This is a genomic window from Melioribacteraceae bacterium, assembly GCA_019638015.1.
In the GTDB taxonomy this organism is placed as follows: Bacteria; Bacteroidota; Ignavibacteria; order Ignavibacteriales; family Melioribacteraceae; genus JAHBUP01.
The window spans coordinates 1,897,801-1,918,331 of record JAHBUP010000001.1 but is presented as its reverse complement, the minus strand read 5'-3'; the positions used below and the strand labels follow the sequence as shown (position 1 = coordinate 1,918,331).

21 protein-coding genes and 3 tRNA genes are annotated in these 20,531 nt (G+C 34.1%); 6 read left to right on the top strand and 18 right to left on the bottom strand.

Annotation, left to right across the window (positions count from 1 at the left end):
* Nucleotides 1-33 precede the first annotated feature (33 nt).
* The 6 genes from rplT to KF816_08070 form a co-directional block, all read right to left on the bottom strand.
* The gene (gene rplT, locus KF816_08095; protein MBX3007971.1) at nt 34-381 is read right to left on the bottom strand and encodes a 50S ribosomal protein L20; all 348 of its coding nucleotides are present in this window, start codon (nt 379-381) and stop codon (nt 34-36) included.
* A 15-nt stretch (nt 382-396) separates the two neighbouring features.
* On the bottom strand, nt 397-588 hold the full coding sequence (gene rpmI / locus KF816_08090) for a 50S ribosomal protein L35 (protein ID MBX3007970.1): 192 nt from the start codon (nt 586-588) through the stop codon (nt 397-399).
* A 12-nt stretch (nt 589-600) separates the two neighbouring features.
* Nucleotides 601-1,125: a translation initiation factor IF-3 gene (gene infC / locus KF816_08085; protein MBX3007969.1), complete on the bottom strand. Its 525-nt coding sequence runs from the start codon at nt 1,123-1,125 to the stop codon at nt 601-603.
* 14 nt (nt 1,126-1,139) lie between these two features.
* Nucleotides 1,140-3,071 carry a threonine--tRNA ligase gene (gene thrS / locus KF816_08080; GenBank protein MBX3007968.1) on the bottom strand — a complete coding sequence of 644 codons (1,932 nt, stop codon included), beginning with the start codon at nt 3,069-3,071 and terminating at the stop codon, nt 1,140-1,142.
* Nucleotides 3,072-3,114: 43 nt separating this feature from the next.
* Nucleotides 3,115-3,188 (bottom strand) — tRNA-Val (locus KF816_08075).
* A 67-nt stretch (nt 3,189-3,255) separates the two neighbouring features.
* Nucleotides 3,256-3,341 (bottom strand) — tRNA-Leu (locus KF816_08070).
* Between the two features lie 193 nt (nt 3,342-3,534).
* On the opposite strand from KF816_08070, the gene KF816_08065 reads away from it, so the two are divergent.
* Nucleotides 3,535-3,608: transfer RNA gene (locus KF816_08065), tRNA-Ile, on the top strand.
* 142 nt (nt 3,609-3,750) lie between these two features.
* Here the strand turns inward: KF816_08065 and KF816_08060 are convergent.
* From KF816_08060 to KF816_08035, 6 genes are all read right to left on the bottom strand, one after another.
* On the bottom strand, nt 3,751-4,110 hold the full coding sequence (locus tag KF816_08060; GenBank protein ID MBX3007967.1) for a hypothetical protein: 360 nt from the start codon (nt 4,108-4,110) through the stop codon (nt 3,751-3,753).
* 341 nt (nt 4,111-4,451) lie between these two features.
* Entirely contained in the window at nt 4,452-5,132 is a 681-nt protein-coding gene (locus KF816_08055) for an NAD(P)H-binding protein (protein ID MBX3007966.1), read from the bottom strand.
* 89 nt (nt 5,133-5,221) lie between these two features.
* Complete coding sequence (locus KF816_08050) at nt 5,222-5,884, bottom strand: DUF4395 domain-containing protein (GenBank protein ID MBX3007965.1); 663 nt, start codon at nt 5,882-5,884, stop codon at nt 5,222-5,224.
* Between the two features lie 134 nt (nt 5,885-6,018).
* Nucleotides 6,019-6,564 carry a hypothetical protein gene (locus KF816_08045; protein ID MBX3007964.1) on the bottom strand — a complete coding sequence of 182 codons (546 nt, stop codon included), beginning with the start codon at nt 6,562-6,564 and terminating at the stop codon, nt 6,019-6,021.
* 104 nt (nt 6,565-6,668) lie between these two features.
* On the bottom strand, nt 6,669-7,517 hold the full coding sequence (locus KF816_08040) for a UbiA family prenyltransferase (GenBank protein ID MBX3007963.1): 849 nt from the start codon (nt 7,515-7,517) through the stop codon (nt 6,669-6,671).
* Between the two features lie 98 nt (nt 7,518-7,615).
* Entirely contained in the window at nt 7,616-8,074 is a 459-nt protein-coding gene (locus KF816_08035; protein MBX3007962.1) for an NYN domain-containing protein, read from the bottom strand.
* A 216-nt stretch (nt 8,075-8,290) separates the two neighbouring features.
* On the opposite strand from KF816_08035, the gene KF816_08030 reads away from it, so the two are divergent.
* The 4 genes from KF816_08030 (at nt 8,291) to KF816_08015 (ending at nt 13,440) form a co-directional block, all read left to right on the top strand.
* The gene (locus tag KF816_08030) at nt 8,291-8,695 is read left to right on the top strand and encodes a hypothetical protein (GenBank protein MBX3007961.1); all 405 of its coding nucleotides are present in this window, start codon (nt 8,291-8,293) and stop codon (nt 8,693-8,695) included.
* A gap of 168 nt (nt 8,696-8,863) precedes the next feature.
* On the top strand, nt 8,864-9,985 hold the full coding sequence (locus KF816_08025) for a hypothetical protein (GenBank protein ID MBX3007960.1): 1,122 nt from the start codon (nt 8,864-8,866) through the stop codon (nt 9,983-9,985).
* 75 nt (nt 9,986-10,060) lie between these two features.
* Complete coding sequence (locus tag KF816_08020; protein ID MBX3007959.1) at nt 10,061-12,067, top strand: hypothetical protein; 2,007 nt, start codon at nt 10,061-10,063, stop codon at nt 12,065-12,067.
* Nucleotides 12,068-12,078: 11 nt separating this feature from the next.
* Nucleotides 12,079-13,440: a sigma-54-dependent Fis family transcriptional regulator gene (locus tag KF816_08015; GenBank protein MBX3007958.1), complete on the top strand. Its 1,362-nt coding sequence runs from the start codon at nt 12,079-12,081 to the stop codon at nt 13,438-13,440.
* Nucleotides 13,441-13,444: 4 nt separating this feature from the next.
* Here the strand turns inward: KF816_08015 and KF816_08010 are convergent, their stop codons facing one another.
* A complete protein-coding gene (locus KF816_08010) occupies nt 13,445-14,113 on the bottom strand; it encodes a DUF2202 domain-containing protein (protein ID MBX3007957.1) in 669 nt (222 codons plus the stop codon).
* Nucleotides 14,114-14,176: 63 nt separating this feature from the next.
* Nucleotides 14,177-14,512 carry a hypothetical protein gene (locus KF816_08005; GenBank protein ID MBX3007956.1) on the bottom strand — a complete coding sequence of 112 codons (336 nt, stop codon included), beginning with the start codon at nt 14,510-14,512 and terminating at the stop codon, nt 14,177-14,179.
* 290 nt (nt 14,513-14,802) lie between these two features.
* Here KF816_08005 and KF816_08000 point away from each other — a divergent pair, with 290 nt between their 5' ends.
* Entirely contained in the window at nt 14,803-16,080 is a 1,278-nt protein-coding gene (locus tag KF816_08000) for an MFS transporter (protein MBX3007955.1), read from the top strand.
* A gap of 50 nt (nt 16,081-16,130) precedes the next feature.
* Here the strand turns inward: KF816_08000 and KF816_07995 are convergent, their stop codons facing one another.
* Genes KF816_07995 through KF816_07980 form a run of 4 tightly spaced genes read right to left on the bottom strand, consistent with a single transcriptional unit; the run spans nt 16,131 to nt 20,476 of the window.
* Nucleotides 16,131-17,798: a hypothetical protein gene (locus KF816_07995; protein MBX3007954.1), complete on the bottom strand. Its 1,668-nt coding sequence runs from the start codon at nt 17,796-17,798 to the stop codon at nt 16,131-16,133.
* A gap of 11 nt (nt 17,799-17,809) precedes the next feature.
* Nucleotides 17,810-18,976: a DegT/DnrJ/EryC1/StrS family aminotransferase gene (locus KF816_07990; GenBank protein ID MBX3007953.1), complete on the bottom strand. Its 1,167-nt coding sequence runs from the start codon at nt 18,974-18,976 to the stop codon at nt 17,810-17,812.
* 18 nt (nt 18,977-18,994) lie between these two features.
* On the bottom strand, nt 18,995-19,576 hold the full coding sequence (locus tag KF816_07985; protein MBX3007952.1) for an N-acetyltransferase: 582 nt from the start codon (nt 19,574-19,576) through the stop codon (nt 18,995-18,997).
* Nucleotides 19,577-19,585: 9 nt separating this feature from the next.
* On the bottom strand, nt 19,586-20,476 hold the full coding sequence (locus tag KF816_07980) for a Gfo/Idh/MocA family oxidoreductase (GenBank protein ID MBX3007951.1): 891 nt from the start codon (nt 20,474-20,476) through the stop codon (nt 19,586-19,588).
* Nucleotides 20,477-20,531 lie beyond the last annotated feature (55 nt).

The window sequence follows — 20,531 nt, the reverse complement described above, 5'->3', positions numbered from 1 at the left end:
AGAATATATTAGATCTATTCTGAAGGGATAAAATTAGTTTACTGCAAATTTTACTACATCCGCAAAAGCTTGAGGATTTTCGGTAGCTAAACTAGCAAGCAATTTACGATTAATGTTAATTCCTTTTTTATTAAGAGTATCAATCAATCTTGAATAGGAAATTCCATTCTCTCTTGCAGCAGCGTTTATTCTAACGATCCATAAACTGCGGTATTCTCTCTTTTTGAGTTTTCTATCACGATAAGCGTGTTGAAGACCTTTTTCAACATGATGCTTAGCAACGGTTAATACTTTACTTCTTGCACCCCAATAGCCTTTAGCCATCGAAAGCAGTTTTTTACGGCGTCTCTTAGATGCAACTTTGTTTTGTGATCTTGGCATGACTTACTTACTCCATTATTGAATCATGATTTTCACACGTTTCGAATCGGCAGCCGAGACAAGAGTAGATTTACGCAAATTTCTTTTTCTCTTCTGTGATTTCGAAGTTAATATGTGTGCTTTGTATGCTTTGTTTCTTTTTACTTTACCGGAACCAGTTTTCCTAAAAGATTTTGAGGCTCCACGGTTACTTTTCATTTTTGGCATCAGTTCACCTATTTATTTTTTCTTTTTGCCTTTTTGCGGGGCTAAGATTGCATGAATAGCTCTTCCTTCAAATTTTGGCTCCTGTTCTACCTTTGCTACATCAGCCAGTTTTTCAAGAAATTTAACTAATAACGCTTCACCCACCTGGGTGTATGCTAATTCTCTACCCTTAAATATTACAGAAACTTTTACTTTATCGCCTTCATCTATAAAATTTGCAGCATGCCTTGCCTTAAAATCGAAATCATGAGTATCTGTATTAGGATGTAACCTAATTTCTTTTAATACGCTAACCTGTTGGTTTTTCTTTTGTAACTTTTCTCTTTTTTGCTGCTCGTATGCGAATTTTCCATAGTCAATTATTTTACACACCGGAGGAGTTGCTTGAGGGGCAATTTCAACTAAATCTAAATTAGCTTCTTCTGCTTTTTTTAACGCTTCTTTAATTGAAACGATCCCGATCTGTTCCCCTTCCGGGCCAAGTAATCGTACTTCAGGAGATTTTATTTCCTGATTTACACGGTTTTTTGCTTGAATAATGGGCTACCTCTCTAATTGTTATTTATTTTGTTTCTTATTTCTTGATTTATCGACTCGATGAAACTGTCAATTTCTACACTGCCTAAATCACCCGATTTGTGCTTACGCACAGAAACTGAATTGCTCTCTTTTTCTTTTTCTCCAACTATCAGCATATAAGGTATTTTTTGAGTTTCCCAATCGCGGATTTTATAACCAATCTTTTCATTGCGTTCATCAAGATGAGCAATTATACCATTACTACTTAATTTTTCATAGACTTGTTTTGCATAATCAATAAAGTTTTGAGATACAGGAAGAACAGCGGCCTGGACTGGAGCTAACCATGTTGGGAATGCGCCACCATAATGTTCAATTAAAATTCCCATAAATCTTTCAATAGATCCTAATAATGCTCTATGAACCATGAATGGTCTATGTTCTTTTCCATCTTCGCCGATATATTTCATATCGAAACGTTCGGGCAAATTAAAATCAAATTGAATTGTACTTAACTGCCATTCACGTTTTAATGCATCTTTAATTTTGATATCTATTTTAGGTCCGTAGAATGCGCCTCCCCCTTCATCCATTTCATAACCAACGCCCTCTTTTTCTATAGCGCGAATTAATGAAGAAGTAGCTTTTTCCCATAAACTATCATCACCAACAGCTTTTTCCGGTTTTGTTGCTATATAAAATTTTAGATCCTCAAAACCAAAAGAATTAAGCATGAATCTAGAGAATCGGAGAACCTCAATAATTTCATCCTCAATTTGTTCTTGTGCGCAAAAGATATGTGCATCATCTTGAGTAAAGCCACGTACTCTTAATAATCCGTGAAGCACACCGCTTTTTTCATATCTATAAACAGTACCAAGCTCTGCCCATCTTAATGGTAGTTCTCTGTAAGATCTCAACTTGGTTTTGTAGATTAAAATATGGAATGGGCAATTCATAGGTTTTATGAAATAGTCTTGATCATCAATGCTCATTGGAGCGTACATGTTCTCTTTATAATTAGATAAATGTCCGCTCGTTTCCCATAACCAGCTTTTTCCCATGTGAGGAGAATATAATAAATCGTAACCATGTTTGAGATGAGCATCGCGCCAGAAAGATTCAATTGTATTTCGTACTCTTGAACCTTTAGGATGCCAATATATCAAACCGGCGCCGGCTTCTTCGTGAACACTAAATAGGTCAAGCGCTTTGCCTAATTTTCTATGATCTCTCTTCTTAGCTTCTTCTAAGAATAAGAGATAATCTTCAAGCATTTTCTTTTTTGGAAAAGATATTCCATAAATTCTCTGCATCTGCTTATTTTTTTCATCTCCCCGCCAATAAGAACCGGAGACCGTAAGCAGTTTCACATATTTAATTTTTCCAACATCAGGTAAATGTGGACCGGTACATAAATCTGTGAATTCTCCTTCATCATAAATACTTATGATTTCAGAGGAATCATCCAGCTCACTCAATATTTCTAATTTATAGTTATCCCCTTTTTTCGAGAATAAATCTATTGCTGCCGATTTACTCAATTCAGTTCTCTGAAATGGATTTTTCTGAGAAGCTATTTCGAGCATTTTCTTCTCAATTTTTGCGAGATCATCTTCTGTTAAATTAGTATTGATGTCAATATCATAATAGAAGCCATTATCTATTGCGGGACCAACGCCAAATTTAGCTTCAGGAAATATTGATTGTACAGCGTGTGCCATCAAATGAGATGTTGAATGCCAATATGTATGTTTACCTTGTGGATCATCAAAAGTAAAAAACTGTATTTCAGAATCATTCATCAATTTCATGGACAGATCCGATTCCTTGCCATTTATTTTAGCAACAATAGCGTCATCGGCCAATCTATTGGAAATTGATTTTGCGATTTCAAAAGCAGTTATACCCGAATTAAATTCTCTAACAGAGTTATCGGGGAATTTTATGTTAATTGTACTCATAATCTCTTCAAAAAAAATGGGAATAATTCATTAAGGTCGATCGTGGGTTCTATAGGATTCGAACCTATGACCTTCTGCACGTCAAGCAGACGCTCTAACCAACTGAGCTAAGAACCCGGTTGAACTACCCCGTACTTCTTTATTACCATAATTTAAAAAACTCTCTTTCGAGAGTTAGAATTTGTACCGAGAGCCGGACTCGAACCGGCACGGGTGTCAACACCCACAGGATTTTAAGTCCTGTGCGTCTACCAATTCCGCCATCCCGGCAAGCAAATGGATTGCAAATATAAATCATTTCCAGTAAATATTGCAAGATTTGTTACCAACAAACTTCAAATTATTTAAATAATTTAGTGCCAAATAATGATTTAGAATAAACTTTTGCCAGATATGAGTGAAAATTTAAAAATATGCTATTTGCATTCATTTTGGTAAATGTATATTTTTGGCTTCCATTTTTGGGCCCATAGCTCAGTTGGTTAGAGCAGCTGACTCATAATCAGCGGGTCGGAGGTTCAAGTCCTTCTGGGCCCACTACTAAAAAGCTCGATTTTATAATGAAAGTCGGGCTTTTTTGTTTTCCCGGTTAAGAAAGACAAATAAGCCTATATCAAAGCGGCTATTCCACATCAATCATTTAAATAAAAACTGAAGATTATATCTAAATATGTAATTTTTATGAATTAAAGGGGGGACTCTTAAGATCGGATGATAAAAGATAAGCAGGAGTTATCGAAGTTATTAAAGATTGTTTTCTAAGAATAATAAAGTAACTAATTCTTGCGGCAATAATATGCCCAATTAGAATAAATAGATCACCTCGTTTTACCTGAAGTTCTCTCTCTCCTTTGGACTGGTTATTATCCCTTACATTAATTACATCTGATAATGTTGCAGAAGTAATTACAGTATTAGTGGATTGCTCATTGGAAATTTCATAATCACTCACAATAATTGAAGCCGTTACACAAAAGTGAAACGAAAGCAACAACATAAGAGAATTAAGTATTATAGATTTCCAGATGGAATTCGTCATTGCTTACCTACATTATTGTACTGACCACGGCAATAATAACCGCTAATCCGATAAGCAATAAAATTAATTGGATTACATCTTTGCCAAGAGAACTGTTCTTTGGCTCTGGGTTGTTTTGTGACATATTACCTCTTTTTTTGGTTAAAAAATAAAAGCCAATAAAGGCGGCACAAATTTATTAAGTTATTTTGTATTAACTAATAAGAAATTTGTCAAAAAAATAAATGACGGGTATATTATTGATTTGTTTGAGGAATTAATGACTTACATAATTAATTATTGTGAAAATCTATTTGGCTAGATTTAAAAGCCAGATATGAAAGGCTTTTTATAAAGATTAGCTAAGTTCTTACTGCCATTGCAGATTCTGATTTAGAACTTACGATTGCGGGCGCTTCATTAATAAGATTATCATTCTCAATTGCATGAACCATGAAAAGCGCAAAATCAATTCGGCGCGTAATATTGCTCTTGAGTTTAGGGTCATCAACATATTTACTCCAAACCGGTAATCCTTCACTCTCCCCCTCTTCAAGATCACTACCACGCACTACAGTCCAACGAGTTTGGCTTGAAAATATTCTGCGACAAGCTTCAACCTGGTCATTAATTTCAGCAATTCGAAAAACTCGCACCACCCAAGTGACTAATTTTAAAAATACTTTGAATGACAAGGAGTACTTATCTTTGCCATCCTTTGTAATGTGCCATCCGCATGAAAAAATAAGACGAGCATCCTTGGGAGAAAAATCCAAAACCGCTTGAGCTGTTCCCGAAGAATAATTTTGTATACCCCATGGGACCAACACAGTAAGAATTGCAGAACAACCTTCAACGGCTTTTTTAATTACTTCACGATCGTTTGTAGCCCCGGGGATTATTTTTATGTGATCTTTAAATTTTTCTAATTTACCGACACTTTGTTGCCTGCAGACCGCAACTACTTCATATCCTTTATTTAGTGCATGTTGCACCATATAACGCCCCAATTTTCCGGATGCACCGACTATACATACTTTCATCACAACTTCTCACAATAGTTAATATACTTTAGTGCAATTCATCTTTCGTACTATTGAATAATTATTTAATACAACCAACAAATAATCTGTTATTTATTCAACATAGCTTTTTCAATTCCAAATAAATCGTAAGGTTTTACCTTGAAGCTATCATTAAATACTAAACCCAAAACAATTACAAATACAACTGCTGCTAACAGGATGAATACCTGAGCGGTGGAAGTTTTTTGAATTTCTTGTTTTGATTTTACATCACATACCTCACCGGGGCAATATTGCGCTTTATCTTTATAAACCATTGAATAAAACTTACACCCTAAACAAATTCCAAATGCTGATTCGAAGAAGAGAAATACAAGACAAATTAAACAAATGATACCTGTAATAGGGCTAAAGGAATTTATCAGAACCATAAAAATGAACATTAACGCAGACAACACAATTCCAATTATCCATGAAAATCTTTTTTGGGCGGCTCCAACATATTCTGGGACTTGATTACTGACAATTAAACGTCCCATAATTAATGTGGGTGAATACTTTGGATTAATCAACACTCGTATTAGGAAGTCAACCAGAAAGATTGTTATCACGTATTTTATCAATATAAAATTTCCTTGAAACATTATTAGCATTAAAGAAATAAATACCGCCAAAAATAGAATTCCAGCAGCTGCTCTAATTTCTCTTTCATTTAAGACTGGAATATTGAACCCTTCTACGGTTTCCCCAAACTTTATAATTTGGCTCACTGTAACTCCACATAAATTATTATCTATTGTTTACTTTGTTAGTCCAAATATTATATATATACTATTCGAACTCATCGGATCTTTTGACGATTCAAATCATAGAATGACACATTAAATTAGAGGTGGATACTATTTTATTTTGTGGTCGCCCCACCCATTTTTGTTAAAACGCTATCCACAGGTTGCCACAATTCAATTTTATTCCCTTCCAAATCTAGGATATGAACAAATTTACCATATTCATATTCTTCAATTTTATCGAGTATTGTTACTCCATTTTCTTTCAATTTCTTTACCAGCCCTTCAATATTTTGCACTCTGTAATTAATCATAAATTCTTTTTTAGATGGTTCAAAGTAATCTGTGTTTTCATTGAACGCACTCCATCTTAAATAATTTATTTCATCCGGATTGTTCGCATTTCTAAATTCAAAAGGAGAACCATAATCATCAATAGCTAATCCTAAATTTTCACCATACCATTCCCTCACAGCTTTTGGATTTTTAGCTCGAAAGAATATTCCTCCGATACCGGTAACTTTTGGAATGGTATCACCGATTATATAGCCCATTTGTTCATAATTATTACCCTGGTTTGGATTTATTTTAGTTGCTCGAATTAGTGAAATAGGTAAGTAAATTATAATTATTAATAATATTACTCCTGTTATATTTCTCATTTTTTTAATCTCCTCTCAATATGATTTTTCTAAATAATAACAAACCGATATATTTTTTTAAGCGAAAAACGAATTAGGTTTTCTTAGTCAATTGATATATAATATTAAATACCAAACAGTCGCATAACTAGAAATACAATCAATCCAAGTGTGGAACCCAGGTATAGTTGCCGAATATATTTGCGTCCATCTTCGAGTTGTGACCAGAGCAATTTAATTGCTGAATAAATTATAAAACTATCCATTATCAAAATGGGGATAAGATATATTAGTGAAAACCAGCCTAGTATAAATGGTAGAGATGTGATAACGACAACGAAAGTGAAAATGAAACCGCTGATTTTGAGCGCGGTTGACTTTCCAAATTTAATAGCCAAAGATTTAGAATTTATCAAACGATCCCCTTCAATATCCATAGCATCGGCCGCAATTTCCTCGCCTAAATCTATTAAAGCGGAGATCAAACCAAAAAATAAAACCATTTTATTAAATGGCGAGTTAACTGTTAATCCCCCAAAAATAAATGTCATCCCCACAGAAAAACTCACAAGTAAATTCCCAATTAATCCATGCTTCTTAAAAATTCTATTATAGAGAAATCCAATTATCGCCAAACAAATAGAAAATATTAGCGCCTCAATTCCAATCAGATAGCTGAGTGCGAAACCAAGTATTAATAAAAATAATGAAAAGAATAACGCCTCTAAAGATGAGACCATATTTGCCGGAATTGGGCGATGAGGGGCATTAATCCGATCAGTTTCAACATCAAAATAATCATTGGATACAAGTATAGATGCTGAGATAAAGAAAACTGAGAAAAATCCGGCAAATGTAATTATCGATGATGCAAATTCCCCTATTGCTAATAATTGCCCCATCACAACACATACTCCGGCTGAAAAAGGAAGTTCAAAACGCAACAGAAGAAATAGTCCTTTAATTTTTTTCATAAAATTATTATTTCCGAATGTTATTGTTAATACTTAATAATAATTACATCTCGAATAAATTTTAAAAAGAATATAGTTAACCCATTAAAATATTCAACTCATTGTTTAGTAAATAATTTTAGAAATATTTCGTTTTCCTTTTCCAGTATTTTTACTTGTTGTGACTCTTCACTTTTATGATTTGATTTAATTATCTCTCTATAGAATTCTTCAGATTTGATGGTCTTGCATGAACACACTCTCCCATAATTCAGCAAACTGTTATCCGAAGTTACCAGCACAATTAATTTAGGATTTTTTGATCGGTCAATTTCTGAGCGGATTTGTTCATCCGCGGTTTTATTTTCTGAATAAACTACCCTCCCTTTTACTAAATTAATTGCATTATTCGGGAATCCATCAAAGTGGAGAGTAACTTTCAACTTTTTACCGGCGAAGAACTGATTTAGCATAGATACAATTTTTTCTCTGCTTGTTTGTCTATCATTCGATTGCAGTTCCATAAGTGGTTTTATCTTACCAATCAGATTATTACCGTCAATTATATAATGATTCATTTTCTCAATCTCTCATTTGAAATTCAAAAGCCGACTTTTATCTTGCTATAAAAATAATAAATATTTACCCGATGACTCGACTCATAGGTCGAGTACTTCGACAAATGAGGCGGAATAGAGATAGAATCGTTGAATATCCCTCGAATTGTTTCAGAAATATGTGGCACGATTATTTACAATGATGAGTGTATTTAATTTTAATCAATAGGTGAGAAAATGAAAAAATTTACAATTCTAATGATGCTTCTTCTTGTAACAGCTACATTCAGTACAATCTATTCTCAGAATGAAACCCCTACTCCGAAACCTGAACATGGTAAAAAATTCATCGATAAAAATGGGGATGGTTACAATGATAATGCGCCAGACCATGATGGCGACGGGATTCCAAATGGATTAGATCCTGATTTCAAAGGTGCGAAAATGCAGAAAAATAAGTTTGTCGACTTGGATGGAGATGGGATTAATGACAATGCAGGTAAAGGTAGAAAGAGTAAAAAAGGATTTGGAAATAACTCTGGTAAAGGTAAGGGATTGAAAATGCAAGATGAGACTACTGAACAAGGTACCGGTAAAAGTGGACAAAAATCAAATCGTGGTTATAGAGGTGGAAATAAATAATTTCTGATTTTAGCAGATAATTAGTTAAAGATATGCCGGGTGAGCTTATTTATATAACTACAAACCCGGCATTTTATTTTGCTCAATTAATAATTTGATTCCCTTATCCACCCAAATTAGTATTTAGTAATTATAGCTTTCTTAATCTAGTTCTTAAATGGTACATATATGAAAATCATTAAATCAATCGCGCTGCTTTTCCTCTTCACAATCACGCATAATATTGCTCAATGGAATTTTAGTATAGCTACAGATAATGAGTATAATGATAATCCATTCCATTCAATCAACGCCGAGAAAACATTTATAAATTCGTTTCAATTTGGCATTGAAAATAACCTAGATGCAATTTCTTTGGGTTATAATTTGGGTTATTATAACTTTGCTTCAATACCAGACCGGAATTTTTTAGGACATCAATTATATCTACTTGGAGATTTGGATATATTAACTTTTGGCGCTGCCTATGAAAAAAGGATTGGTAAAAGTCTTTATAGTTATTATGATTATTCCAACTTGTTTCTTTACATGAATACCGCATCTGAGTTCAATGGATTTTACTTATCACTCACACCAAATTTTTCATTTACAAATTATGACCAGATTGAGATATTGAATAATTATAAGTTGTCATTATCCTACTCATTAAATCGTGGTTTTGAAACAAACACAACGGCGATTATTGGAGGGAGTTTTAATTATAAAAAGTACACTAGCCCTTCGCAAAGCGGAACTTACATTTATCTAGATGAACAGAATAATTTAATTGAAGAAGCGTTTCAAGATCAGAATATTAGTTCAATAGCTCAAATACTCTCCTACTTCCGGCTAGCTCAGTCAATTACAGAAACCACCGGAACGGCTCTTCAATTTACCAATCGAAGTATTCTTAACGGTGTTGCAAATAATGTAAAAGAGCTAAATCTTTATTATGGTGATGAATCGGAAATTTTCGATGATCCGGTAAATTATGAAGGGAATGGTATCTCGCTAGAAGTAACAAAAGTATTCGATGAAGCTCAATTAAAAGCCTCTTTTTTTATGAATAAAAAGAACTACTTATCACAGGGTATTTACGACGAGAACTTTATATATAATACAGATATTAACAGAGCTGATACACAAAATATTTTATCGCTATCAGTTTCAAAGAGCTTTTATCTCAATGAAAATGAAAACTCGAGCATTTCACTTAAATTGGGTTTCGATAGAATTATGAATACCTCTAATAGCTATATATTCAACTATAATAACAATTCAATAAATTTGAACATCGGATTAGAGTTTTAGCCGCAGCTTTGATCTTCCTTTAACACATGTAATATTTTTTAATTATTTTATAAAGAAGATTAAGGTTATTTATAAATGAAGTACTTTAAAGAATTAATTGTCTCCCCTAAAAGTTTAGTTCTAATCTTCGTTGTCTCCGCAATAATTGTAATTTCCTCCTTCTTAATAGAATTTCATCAAAGTAAAAAAGAGATGCTCGAGCTTATGACCAAACAAAGCCATACACTGCTCGAGACTATCTTGGCTTCTTCAAATAATGTTCTTTTGTCCTTCGAAAGAAGTAACAATAGTTTAAAAGAAAGATTGCTAAACAATGCGTCAATGATCAGAATTCTCCTAGAACAGGATGACATTTCCAATAATTTATTGAATCAAATAGCAACAAATAATTCGATTTACAGGATTAGCATTTTCAATAATAAAGGGAATAAATTATACTCAAGTCATGATCAAATTAAAGATTCAGTAACATTAAATGAAATGGAAGAGTACCTTAAACCAATTTTTGACGGGATTGAGGATACATTAATTATTGGGATGAGACCCGCCAATCAAGATCTTGGAGATAGATTTGTTGTAGCTATATCGACCAAGAATAATGGCGCTATCGTTTTAAGCGTTATCGCGTCTGATATAAATAATTATCGGCGCGATACCGGTTTTGGTTTCTTATTAAAAAGTGTCACTGAAAATCAGAATTTAATTTACGCCGTTTTACAAGATGAGGATGAAATTCTAGCCGGCTCAGGGAATTTTGCATTTTTAGAATCATTACCAAACTCAGATTTTTTAAGGAATTCACTCGAAGCAAATGACTTTAGCTGGAGAGTTGCTGACTATGATTCGGTACAGGTTTTCGAAGCTGTACATCCATTTATTTATCAGGATAATCTAATCGGTTTGTTTCGTCTCGGAATTTCACTCGAACCAATAAATATTATTAACGAAAGAGTTCAGAGAAGAGTAATTTTTATTGGAGGACTTCTTCTAGTTTTCGGTTTTATAACTATCTCATTGGTGTTCGCAAAACAAAATTTTAGAGTACTGGCAGATCGTTTCAGAGTGATTGAGAAGTACTCAAATTCAATTATTGAAAATGTTAGCGAAGCAATAATAGTTATTGATTCTCACCACCAGATTGTCAAAGCTAATAACGCGGCTAAAATAATTTTTAATCTGCCTGATAAGTTAGAGCCGAAGCTTAAATTTTCATCAATCTTCTTTGATAAAACATGTTCCGATTTATTATCAATTAAAGAAAAATTATTTGAGATAAAGTGCATCATTAATGGAGAGGAGAAAACATTGCTCGTTTCAAAGAGTGAGTTTATTACTGAACAAAATGAGCTGAATTCAATTTATTTATTTAAAGATTTGACCGAGCTAGTAGCGTTACAGAAACAAATTGAGCGCAATGAAAGAATTATAGCAACAGGAGAACTTGCATCCTCTGTAGCTCACGAAATTCGCAATCCATTAAATTCAATTGGCACAATAATCCAGCAGTTGAAATTAGATTTTACTCCTACCACGGATGTAGATAATTATCATAATCTTACTTCAATAGTTTATAAAGAAGTGAAAAGAATTAATGAAACGATTGAGAATTTTTTGATATATGCTAGACCACTTCCAATCAAAAAGGAATCTTTTTTATTAGCGGATTTTCTAAAACAATTAGATAATCAGTACAAAATATTATTCGCAAAAAAGAGAATCACTTTTGAAATGGATAATAATTTTGATGGTTTCGTTATGTGGGATAAGATGCAAATGAAACAAGTGTTTATAAATCTGATTGAGAACGCTTATTATGCACTGGAACCAAATGGAAAGATTACCCTAAGCACAAAATTGACTGAAGCCAAATATGTTAAATTGGTTTTCAGTGATAATGGAGAAGGAATTGCTGAGGAGAATATTGGTAAAATATTTAATCTATATTTTACGACAAAATCAAAAGGAAATGGAATTGGCTTGAGTATTGTTCACAAAATAATCTCAGAGCATGGCGGTACCATTAACGTAACGAGCAGTTTAGGAAAAGGAACAACTTTTATCCTTACATTACCAATAAGTTAAGTGGCGGAGATATGAATAAGTTTTCTATTTTGTTGATTGACGATGAAGTATCTCAACTTCAATCTCTTAAAAGTTTTTTATCAAAGCGGAATTATGATGTATTCACTGCAGAATCCGGCGAAGAGGGTTATCAAATAGCCTCGGATAATCTCATTGATATTGTATTAACTGATTTTAATATGCCCGGTTGGGATGGTGCAAAAGTTTTATCATCAATGAAGAATCTCAATCCTCAAATTGATGTAGTGATAATGACCGCATATGGAACAATTGAGAGTGCCGTTGCCCTATTAAAATCCGGCGCATATCACTTTTTAACTAAACCAATTGATTTAGGGGAACTTGAAAATATTCTTTCGAAGATTAAAGAGAGAAAATTTTTATTGAGTGAAAACAAGAAACTAAAAGAACAGCTCGTTGATAAATTCAGATTTGAGCAGATAGTTTCTCAAAGCAGGTTAATGGAAAATGTTCTCAATACCGTGGGACGGGTAGCCGATACAAAGACAACCGTTTTAATTAGAGGAGAAAGCGGTACCGGTAAAGAATTGATTGCTAAGGCGATTCACTTTGCAAGCGGAAGAAGAGAAAAACCTTTTGTAACTGTAAATGTTGCTTCTCTTTCGGAGAATTTAATGGAAAGTGAATTATTTGGTCATGAGAAAGGATCATTCACCGGAGCTATAAATAGGAGAATTGGAAGATTCGAGGAAGCAAATGGAGGAACAATTTTTATCGATGAAGTTGGCGACATTCCCCTCCCCGTTCAAGTTAAAATATTGAGAACAATTCAATTTGGTGAATATCAAAGAATTGGAAGTAACGTAAGTGAAAAAACCGATGTAAGAATTATCGCGGCCACACACAGAAATCTTGAAGAGATGATTAAGAGTGGCGATTTCAGAGAAGATTTATATTATAGGCTAAATGTAGTTGATGTACAGCTTCCCCCACTAAGACATAGGAAGGAAGATATTCCGCTCTTATGTGATTATTTTATTCATAAACCGGCGGTAAATTCGAATAAAGAAATAAAGGGAATCACACGTCAAGCTATGGATTACTTAATGAAATATAATTTCCCCGGGAATATCAGAGAACTTGAGAATATTATAGAACGAGCGTGTGTATTAACAAGAAATGAATATATAGATATTGAGGATTTACCGGTCTATGATAATATAGGAATCGAAAAATCAAAACTTCTTGACCCTCTTAATTTTGATAATTCATATGAAGAGAAGATGAAAGCATTCGAATACACATTGATTCAAGAAGCGCTACAACTTAACAATGGGAATAAAAGTGCCGCCGCTCGCTTCCTTGGAATCGGCGAACGGCATTTGAGATCTCGTCTTGAAAGACTCAAATAATTTTTTAATTCAGAATAATATTGTTGAAGTGATCTGATTCAAGGATTTCAGGATTATATGTAACCCCTCTATTTTTAAGATTTCTTACGAATGCCCGCAAGTGGTTTTCTGAACCCTTGATTAGGTGCTCATAAACTATTTTGATGTCACTATTTTCATCAGTTAGTTTTTCTATACTTCTCACTAAATCAGCAATATCTACTTCCTCAATTAACGCTCCTACTTTCAGAGCTTCAATCTCGGATGATTTTCCTCTTTCAATTAGCTCATTAAACAATTTTTGTAATTCTGCATTTTCAAATTTACCCGGTTCATCGGATTTAACCGGATCCTCGATCATATATCTATCAAGTAGTATCTTCAATGCATTCATATGATTTTGTTCACTTTTTTGAATATTGAAGAAGACTTTTTTATTCCACACTTCGCCTAGCATTCCATAAACATCACGGGCTAATTTTTCTTCTTCCCTCATAAATATCAAATCTGCTTTTATTTCTTCAGAAGGTTCCACTAATGGAAGACTATCAATGTTAATCTGCAACTCAGCAGTTGAATTATCTTCATTTATATTTTTATTGATAGGATTTTCTGTTGCAAACTCGCCACAAGCTGTAGAAAATGTGAGAGTGAGTAAAAGAAATAATCGATATATAATTTTTGTTATTTTCATATTGACCTCATAAAAAAGAAGGCATCGGATGGATGCCTTCTCAATTTTTTAATTCGTTAATTACTATTTATTTCCTCTTCTTCCATTGGCACCTTTTGGACCTGTACCATCATGAGCACCGCTAGCAGTTGAATTTCCACCTTTTTTGCCAAAGCCGGTTCCATCTTGAGGTTTAGCCGGTTCACCGGTTCCATCCTTTTTGCCATAACCTTTACCGCTTCTATTCACGCCTTGCTTTGCTGTCCCAACGTTATCACAAATTCCATCGCCATTGAGATCGACCCAATTTACCTTTGTTCCTTTTGTAGTTGGGTTATCTGTTGTTTGAGCTACTGATGTTGAGGAAAAGAATATTACTGTAATAATTACAGTTGCGAGTATTAATGCTGCACGTTTCATTTTACATCTCCTTTTGTTTGTTGTATGATTGACAGTTGATGTCTTTATATTAATAATCATGCCAGCATGGATTTGCTATTTATAAAGTGAAAATGCTGCTTCATTAATATTTTAGGATAGAGAACAATTTTAATTGTCGAATCAATCGACGATTAGGACGAATCAGGTAATTCGCTATGATAGTATTCACAGAAACTTTAGAGGTACCGGCTAATAGAAAAAATCTTCATTGATAAAATCAAAATAAAACTTATTTTGACACTCAATTTCAGAACACAAAAGGGTACGCAATGAACATTTCTGATTCTCTAAAAAAACTGAAAACCGGTTTTACCAATACTTTCTGGGTTGCAAATGGAATGGAGCTTTTTGAAAGATTAGCTTACTATGGGCAGGCAACAATCCTAAGTGTATTTCTCAGAGACCATCTTAAATTTGATGAAGTTGAAGCTGGACAGTTATCATCAATATTTGGCGGATTAATTTATTTCTTACCAATATTTGCCGGCGCATTAGCCGATAAATTTGGTTTTAAGAAGGCATTTTCATTTGCATTTTTTGTTTTGGCAATCGGGTATTTTTTAATTGGCTCTACCGGAATGGCGATGTTTTCAGGATGGTATTCTGAGTCAAATCTATTTTTACTTCTTTCCATTATATTAATTTTTACGGCTATCGGCGGTTCCTTTATAAAACCAAGTGTTCTAGGAACAGTAGCTTTAACGACCACTTCCGAAACCAAATCATTGGGTTACGCAATATATTATTGGCTGGTAAATATTGGCGCGGCAATCGGTCCCCTTCTAGCATATTTTGTAAGAGATTCTTTCGGGATTGAATTTGTTTACATGGTTTCCGCTATAAGCTGTGCCCTAATGTTTTTAACTACACTTGTATTCTTTAAAGAACCAGAAGCTAAATTAAATGAGAAAAGAGATGATATAATTACGGTAGCTAAGAATTTAATTACGGTCGTTAAAAATGTAAAATTTATGTTTTTCTTGATGCTATTTGCACTTTACTGGATCGTATTCTGGGAATTTTTTATTGTGATCCCATTTTACGTATCAGATTATATTTCCCCGGAAGCACCCATTGAGCTTATTTTATCGGTAGGCGCATGGACAATAATACTATTCCAAATTCCGATCAACAGATTTACTAAAGATATTCCAACACCCAAAGCAATAATGATTGGATTTGTCTTTGCGGCATTGAGCTGGTTCCTTTTATACTTTGCCGCAATACTTGGTTTTACAGTTGGTATTGGATTAATAATAGCTACCATTTTTGTTTTTTCGGTGGGAGAACAAACACAGGCGCCAAGATTTTATGAATATCTTGCCGATCTTGCCCCTAAAGGACAAGCGGCACTGTTTCAAGGATTTGCGTTTTTACCGATTGCAATTGCTTGGTTAGTCGGAGGTACATTCGGCGGTTGGATTTATAAAACTTTCGCGACCGAGGCCAAACAACCAGAAATGGTATTTTTAATTATTGGATTAATTGGAGTTGTTGCCGCGATATTAATGTGGGTTTATAACAAATTTGCGCCAGTCAAAAAATAGATTCAAAAAGGTCATACTGAATTAATTAGGTATGACCTTTATTTCACAAATCACATTTCAAATACTTCTTTCAAAGTACCGGCTAAATCATTCTTAATTTTAATCACCAACACATGTCTTTTATTATTTAATAATGCTAATCTATCACCAAGAGCTTGAGATTTAATGAGAACACCAAAACTCATTGATGATTTTGAATCGCCAGGTTCATCAGGAATAGGAACATTTGTATTTGACTCATCAAGAATTTGAATGAATAATCCGTTCCCCGCATCACCTTTATGTAGTTGACCGGTAGAATGAAGAAAACGTGGACCAAACCCAATTGTGGTTGCAACTCTATATTTTTTTTGAACAACGGTTCTGATTTCTTGAAGAACCTTTTCAATTTTCTCATCCGGTTTCAGATATGCCTGAAAAGAAATGTATGCATTTAATCCAGTCTCTTTTTCTACTTGTGATATTAACGCGAAAAAATTATCCAAAATTTCATGCGAAGAATATCCCTTTAATTCGGTAACGATAGAGTAGTTTTTAGCTTCTAATTTTGATTGAAGCTCCGGCAGTTTCCCCGATTCCTTATATTCGGCAACCATTTGTCGAGCTAGAATTTTAGCTGATTCAACATTAGGCTGATCAAATGGCTGAATTTTAATCAACCAACTCATTACGGAAGTAGCGAATTCCCATCTAAAAAATTCAGCACCAAGATCATAAATATCATTCAGCTCCAAATCAATTACGGGATGACCAGCATCAATAAGCTTGTCAATATTAGTTTTTTTGTTTTTTGTAAATAATCTTACAAATACTCTATCATTAGAATAGAATTCAGGTAACTCAACTGATTCTGATTCAACCGGTAGTATTCCCTTTCCGGCTTTACCTGTACTTTCGGCAATTAACTGTTCAACCCAAACTCCAAACGATGAAAACTCTTCGGAAGTAACAAATGTAACTTTATCTCTCTTCTGTTTGGCTAATTCACCAATTGCGGTTCCAACTAAGGCGGCGCTACCAACACTTTTACATTCATCAGCCATTTTTTGAGCACGGGTGAGAAGTAGTTGAATATCAACTCCAATCAACGCTGCCGGAACTATACCGAATAATGAGAGAGCGGAAAACCTTCCGCCAATATTTGGATCATTCAAAAATATTTTTCTAAAATTTAATTGTTCTGCAACAGTCTGAAGTCCACTTCCCGGATCGGTGATTGCTAAAAAATGACTTCCAACTTTTTCTTTCCCAAGTTTATCTAACGCGAAGTTGTAGAAAAATTTCATAAATGAGAAAGTCTCTACTGTTCCTCCCGATTTTGTAGAAACGATAAATAATGTTTTTGATGGATCAATTTTTTCAGCGTATTCTTTTATTGTATCAGGATGAGTGCTGTCAATTACTGATAAATCGAGGAATCCTATTGTTGTTCCAAATGTTTTCCGGAATACTTCAGGTGCAAGACTCGAGCCCCCCATTCCCAATAATAATGCTTGGTTAATTCCATCACTTCTAACGGATGATACAAATTCTTCAATTTCAGATACTGATTTTAGAGATGACTCAGCGCTATCGAGCCAGCCTAGTCGGTTAGTAATTTCATCCGGTTTATCGCTCCAAAGCGTATAATCTTTTTGCCAAATTCTCTCAACCACATTATCTGATTTTAATTGTTCAACCGCTTTTTCAAATAAGGGCTGATATTTACCCAGAAACATATCTATTCCTTTTATTTATTTATAAACTCTGAGATGCAATCAACAACATATTTTATTTGTTCATTTGAAAGCTCGGGATAAATTGGCAGAGCCAGTGAATGTTCAGCGGCAAAATTTGATACGGGATAATCTTTATCATTATTTTCCAGATAGGAGAAGCACTCTTGACGATGGAATGGCACAGGATAATAAACCTCACAGCCAATTTCTTTTTTCTTCAAAAATTCCCAGAGTTGATCTCTTGCTTCTACTCTAATAATATACTGGTTATAGATATGATAATTTTTAACTTCGCCGCTTCTATAAACCGCGTCCGGAAGCAACACTTTATTCTTGCCATTAAAATTTGTGATTCCTTCCCTTTCAGCGAGTCCGGCTTCAATAAATAATTGTGTATAAAGCTGCGCATTATCTCTTCTCTTCTGCGACCAAGAATCAAGATGAGGTAGTTTAACTCTTAAAACCGCGGCTTGCAGAGAATCCAATCTAAAATTGCCCCCAATAATTTTATGATAATATTTCGGTTCCATTCCATGCATACGAAGCATTTTTAATTTATTGGCTAATTTATCATCGTTAGTAGTTACAATTCCGGCATCACCAAATCCGCCAAGATTTTTACTCGGGAAAAATGAGAAACATCCAATATGACCAATAGTACCGGCAAATCTTCCATCTTTATATTGAGTACCGATTGCTTGAGCCGCGTCTTCAATAACATATAATTTATGTTTCTCCGCAATCTCCATAATTTTAACCATCTCTGCACTTTGACCATAAAGATGAACCGGAATTATTGCCTTAGTTTTTGAAGTAATTTTCTTTTCAATGTCATTTGTATCCATATTAAAAGTAATAGGATCAACATCTGTAAATACCGGCTTGGCAAACATTCTAGCAACAACTCCCGCTGTAGCAAAAAATGAGTAAGTTGGCATAATTACTTCATCTTCAGGTTTCAAATCAATTGCCATTAAAGCAATTAGCAACGCATCTGTTCCGGAAGTTACTCCAATTGCTCTTTTGCAATTCAGATATGTGCAGATTTCCTTTTCTAATTCCGCAATATCGGGACCCATAATAAAATATTGAGATTCGACTACTCGCTGAACTGCTTCATCAATTTCTTTTTTTAAAATTTGATATTGAGGTTTTAAATCCAACAATGGCACTTTCATAAATTCTCCAACAATTTTTTAGATTATTTCAGTCACTTTATTATTACTTAGTAAATAGTTCTTATTCGATTTTTTACAAGAAGCAATTCCCTTTTCATCGAAATTTAATTTTACACCGGCTTCACTTACCCAGCCAATAACCCTACCGGGATTGCCGACAATTAATTCATAATCATTAACATCTTTTATTACAACTGATCCAGCACCTACGAGCGCATGTTTGCCTATGGTTACTCCGCACACAATTGTGCAATTTGCCCCTAAGGAAGCTCCCACTTTCACTAATGTCTTTGAATAAAATTCACTCCCGCGTTGAGGATATTTACATCGCGGGACAAGAATATTAGTAAAGACCATTGAAGGTCCACAAAACACATAATCTTCTAATTCAACTCCTTCATACACAGATACATTATTTTGGATTTTTACAAAATTACCGATTATGACATTATTGCCTACATTCACATTTTGCCCGAGTACACAATTTTTACCGATCGATGCACCTTTTTGAATATGTGAGAAATGCCAAATTTTTGTACCCTCGCCGATCGATACTTCATCATCAATAATTGCTGTTTCATGCTTATAAAAGTTTTGCATCAGTACCTCTTATTTATTAGCGGCTTGTCTTATCGCGTAAGTCAGCTCAATTGATGGTCGTGCGTCATCAATTCTTAATCCCTTGCCCGATAAAATATCTTTATAAACTTCTGTATGCAGATCAGTGAATCCATCAGAAAACTCTATTTCCTCCCCCTCAATAATAAGTGAGCGGTAAGTATTTTTAATAATTTTTCGAGGCAGATCATTTTTATCAATTGATAAAAGAAATGTTACATCAGCATTATCTAATTCTAATGTACCGGTGATTTTCTGTTGAGAAAATGATTTAACCGCAAACGATTTTACCGATCCGAAAATCCAGATCAATAAATCAAAAAGATGAACACCAATATTTGTCGCCAGTCCGCCCGATTTCGACTCATCCCCTTTCCACGAAAAGTGATACCATTTTCCTCTTGCGGTAATATACTTCAGATCTACGTTAACTCTCTTTTTTAAATTTTTATAATTTTCCTTCAATTCCTTTAATAAAGGATGATTCCTTAATTGCATTATTGTATAAATTTTCCGAGTCGATTTCTCTTCTAATAATTTCAGCGAATCTAAATTGTAGGGATTTATAACAAGGGGTTTTTCACAAATTACATCCATATCGAGATTAAGCGCGAGTCTGATTTGAGAATCGTGCAAATAATTGGGGGAACAAATTGACATATAATTTATTTTCTCAGAATGCGAGTTCTGAACTTTTGCCAGGTGGCGTTCAAATCTTTCGGGAGAAGTGAAAAATTCTGAATCGGGGAAATAAGTATCTATTATTCCAACAGAATCATGAAGATCGAGCGAAGCCAGCAGATTGTTTTCTGTATCCCGAATTGTTTTCAAGTGTCGGGGTGCTACAAATCCACCAACTCCGGTCATTGCAAAATTATTCATCATTGCCCAATTATACTTTTTCGTTGCACTAAATTACCATTTTTATATGAATAAT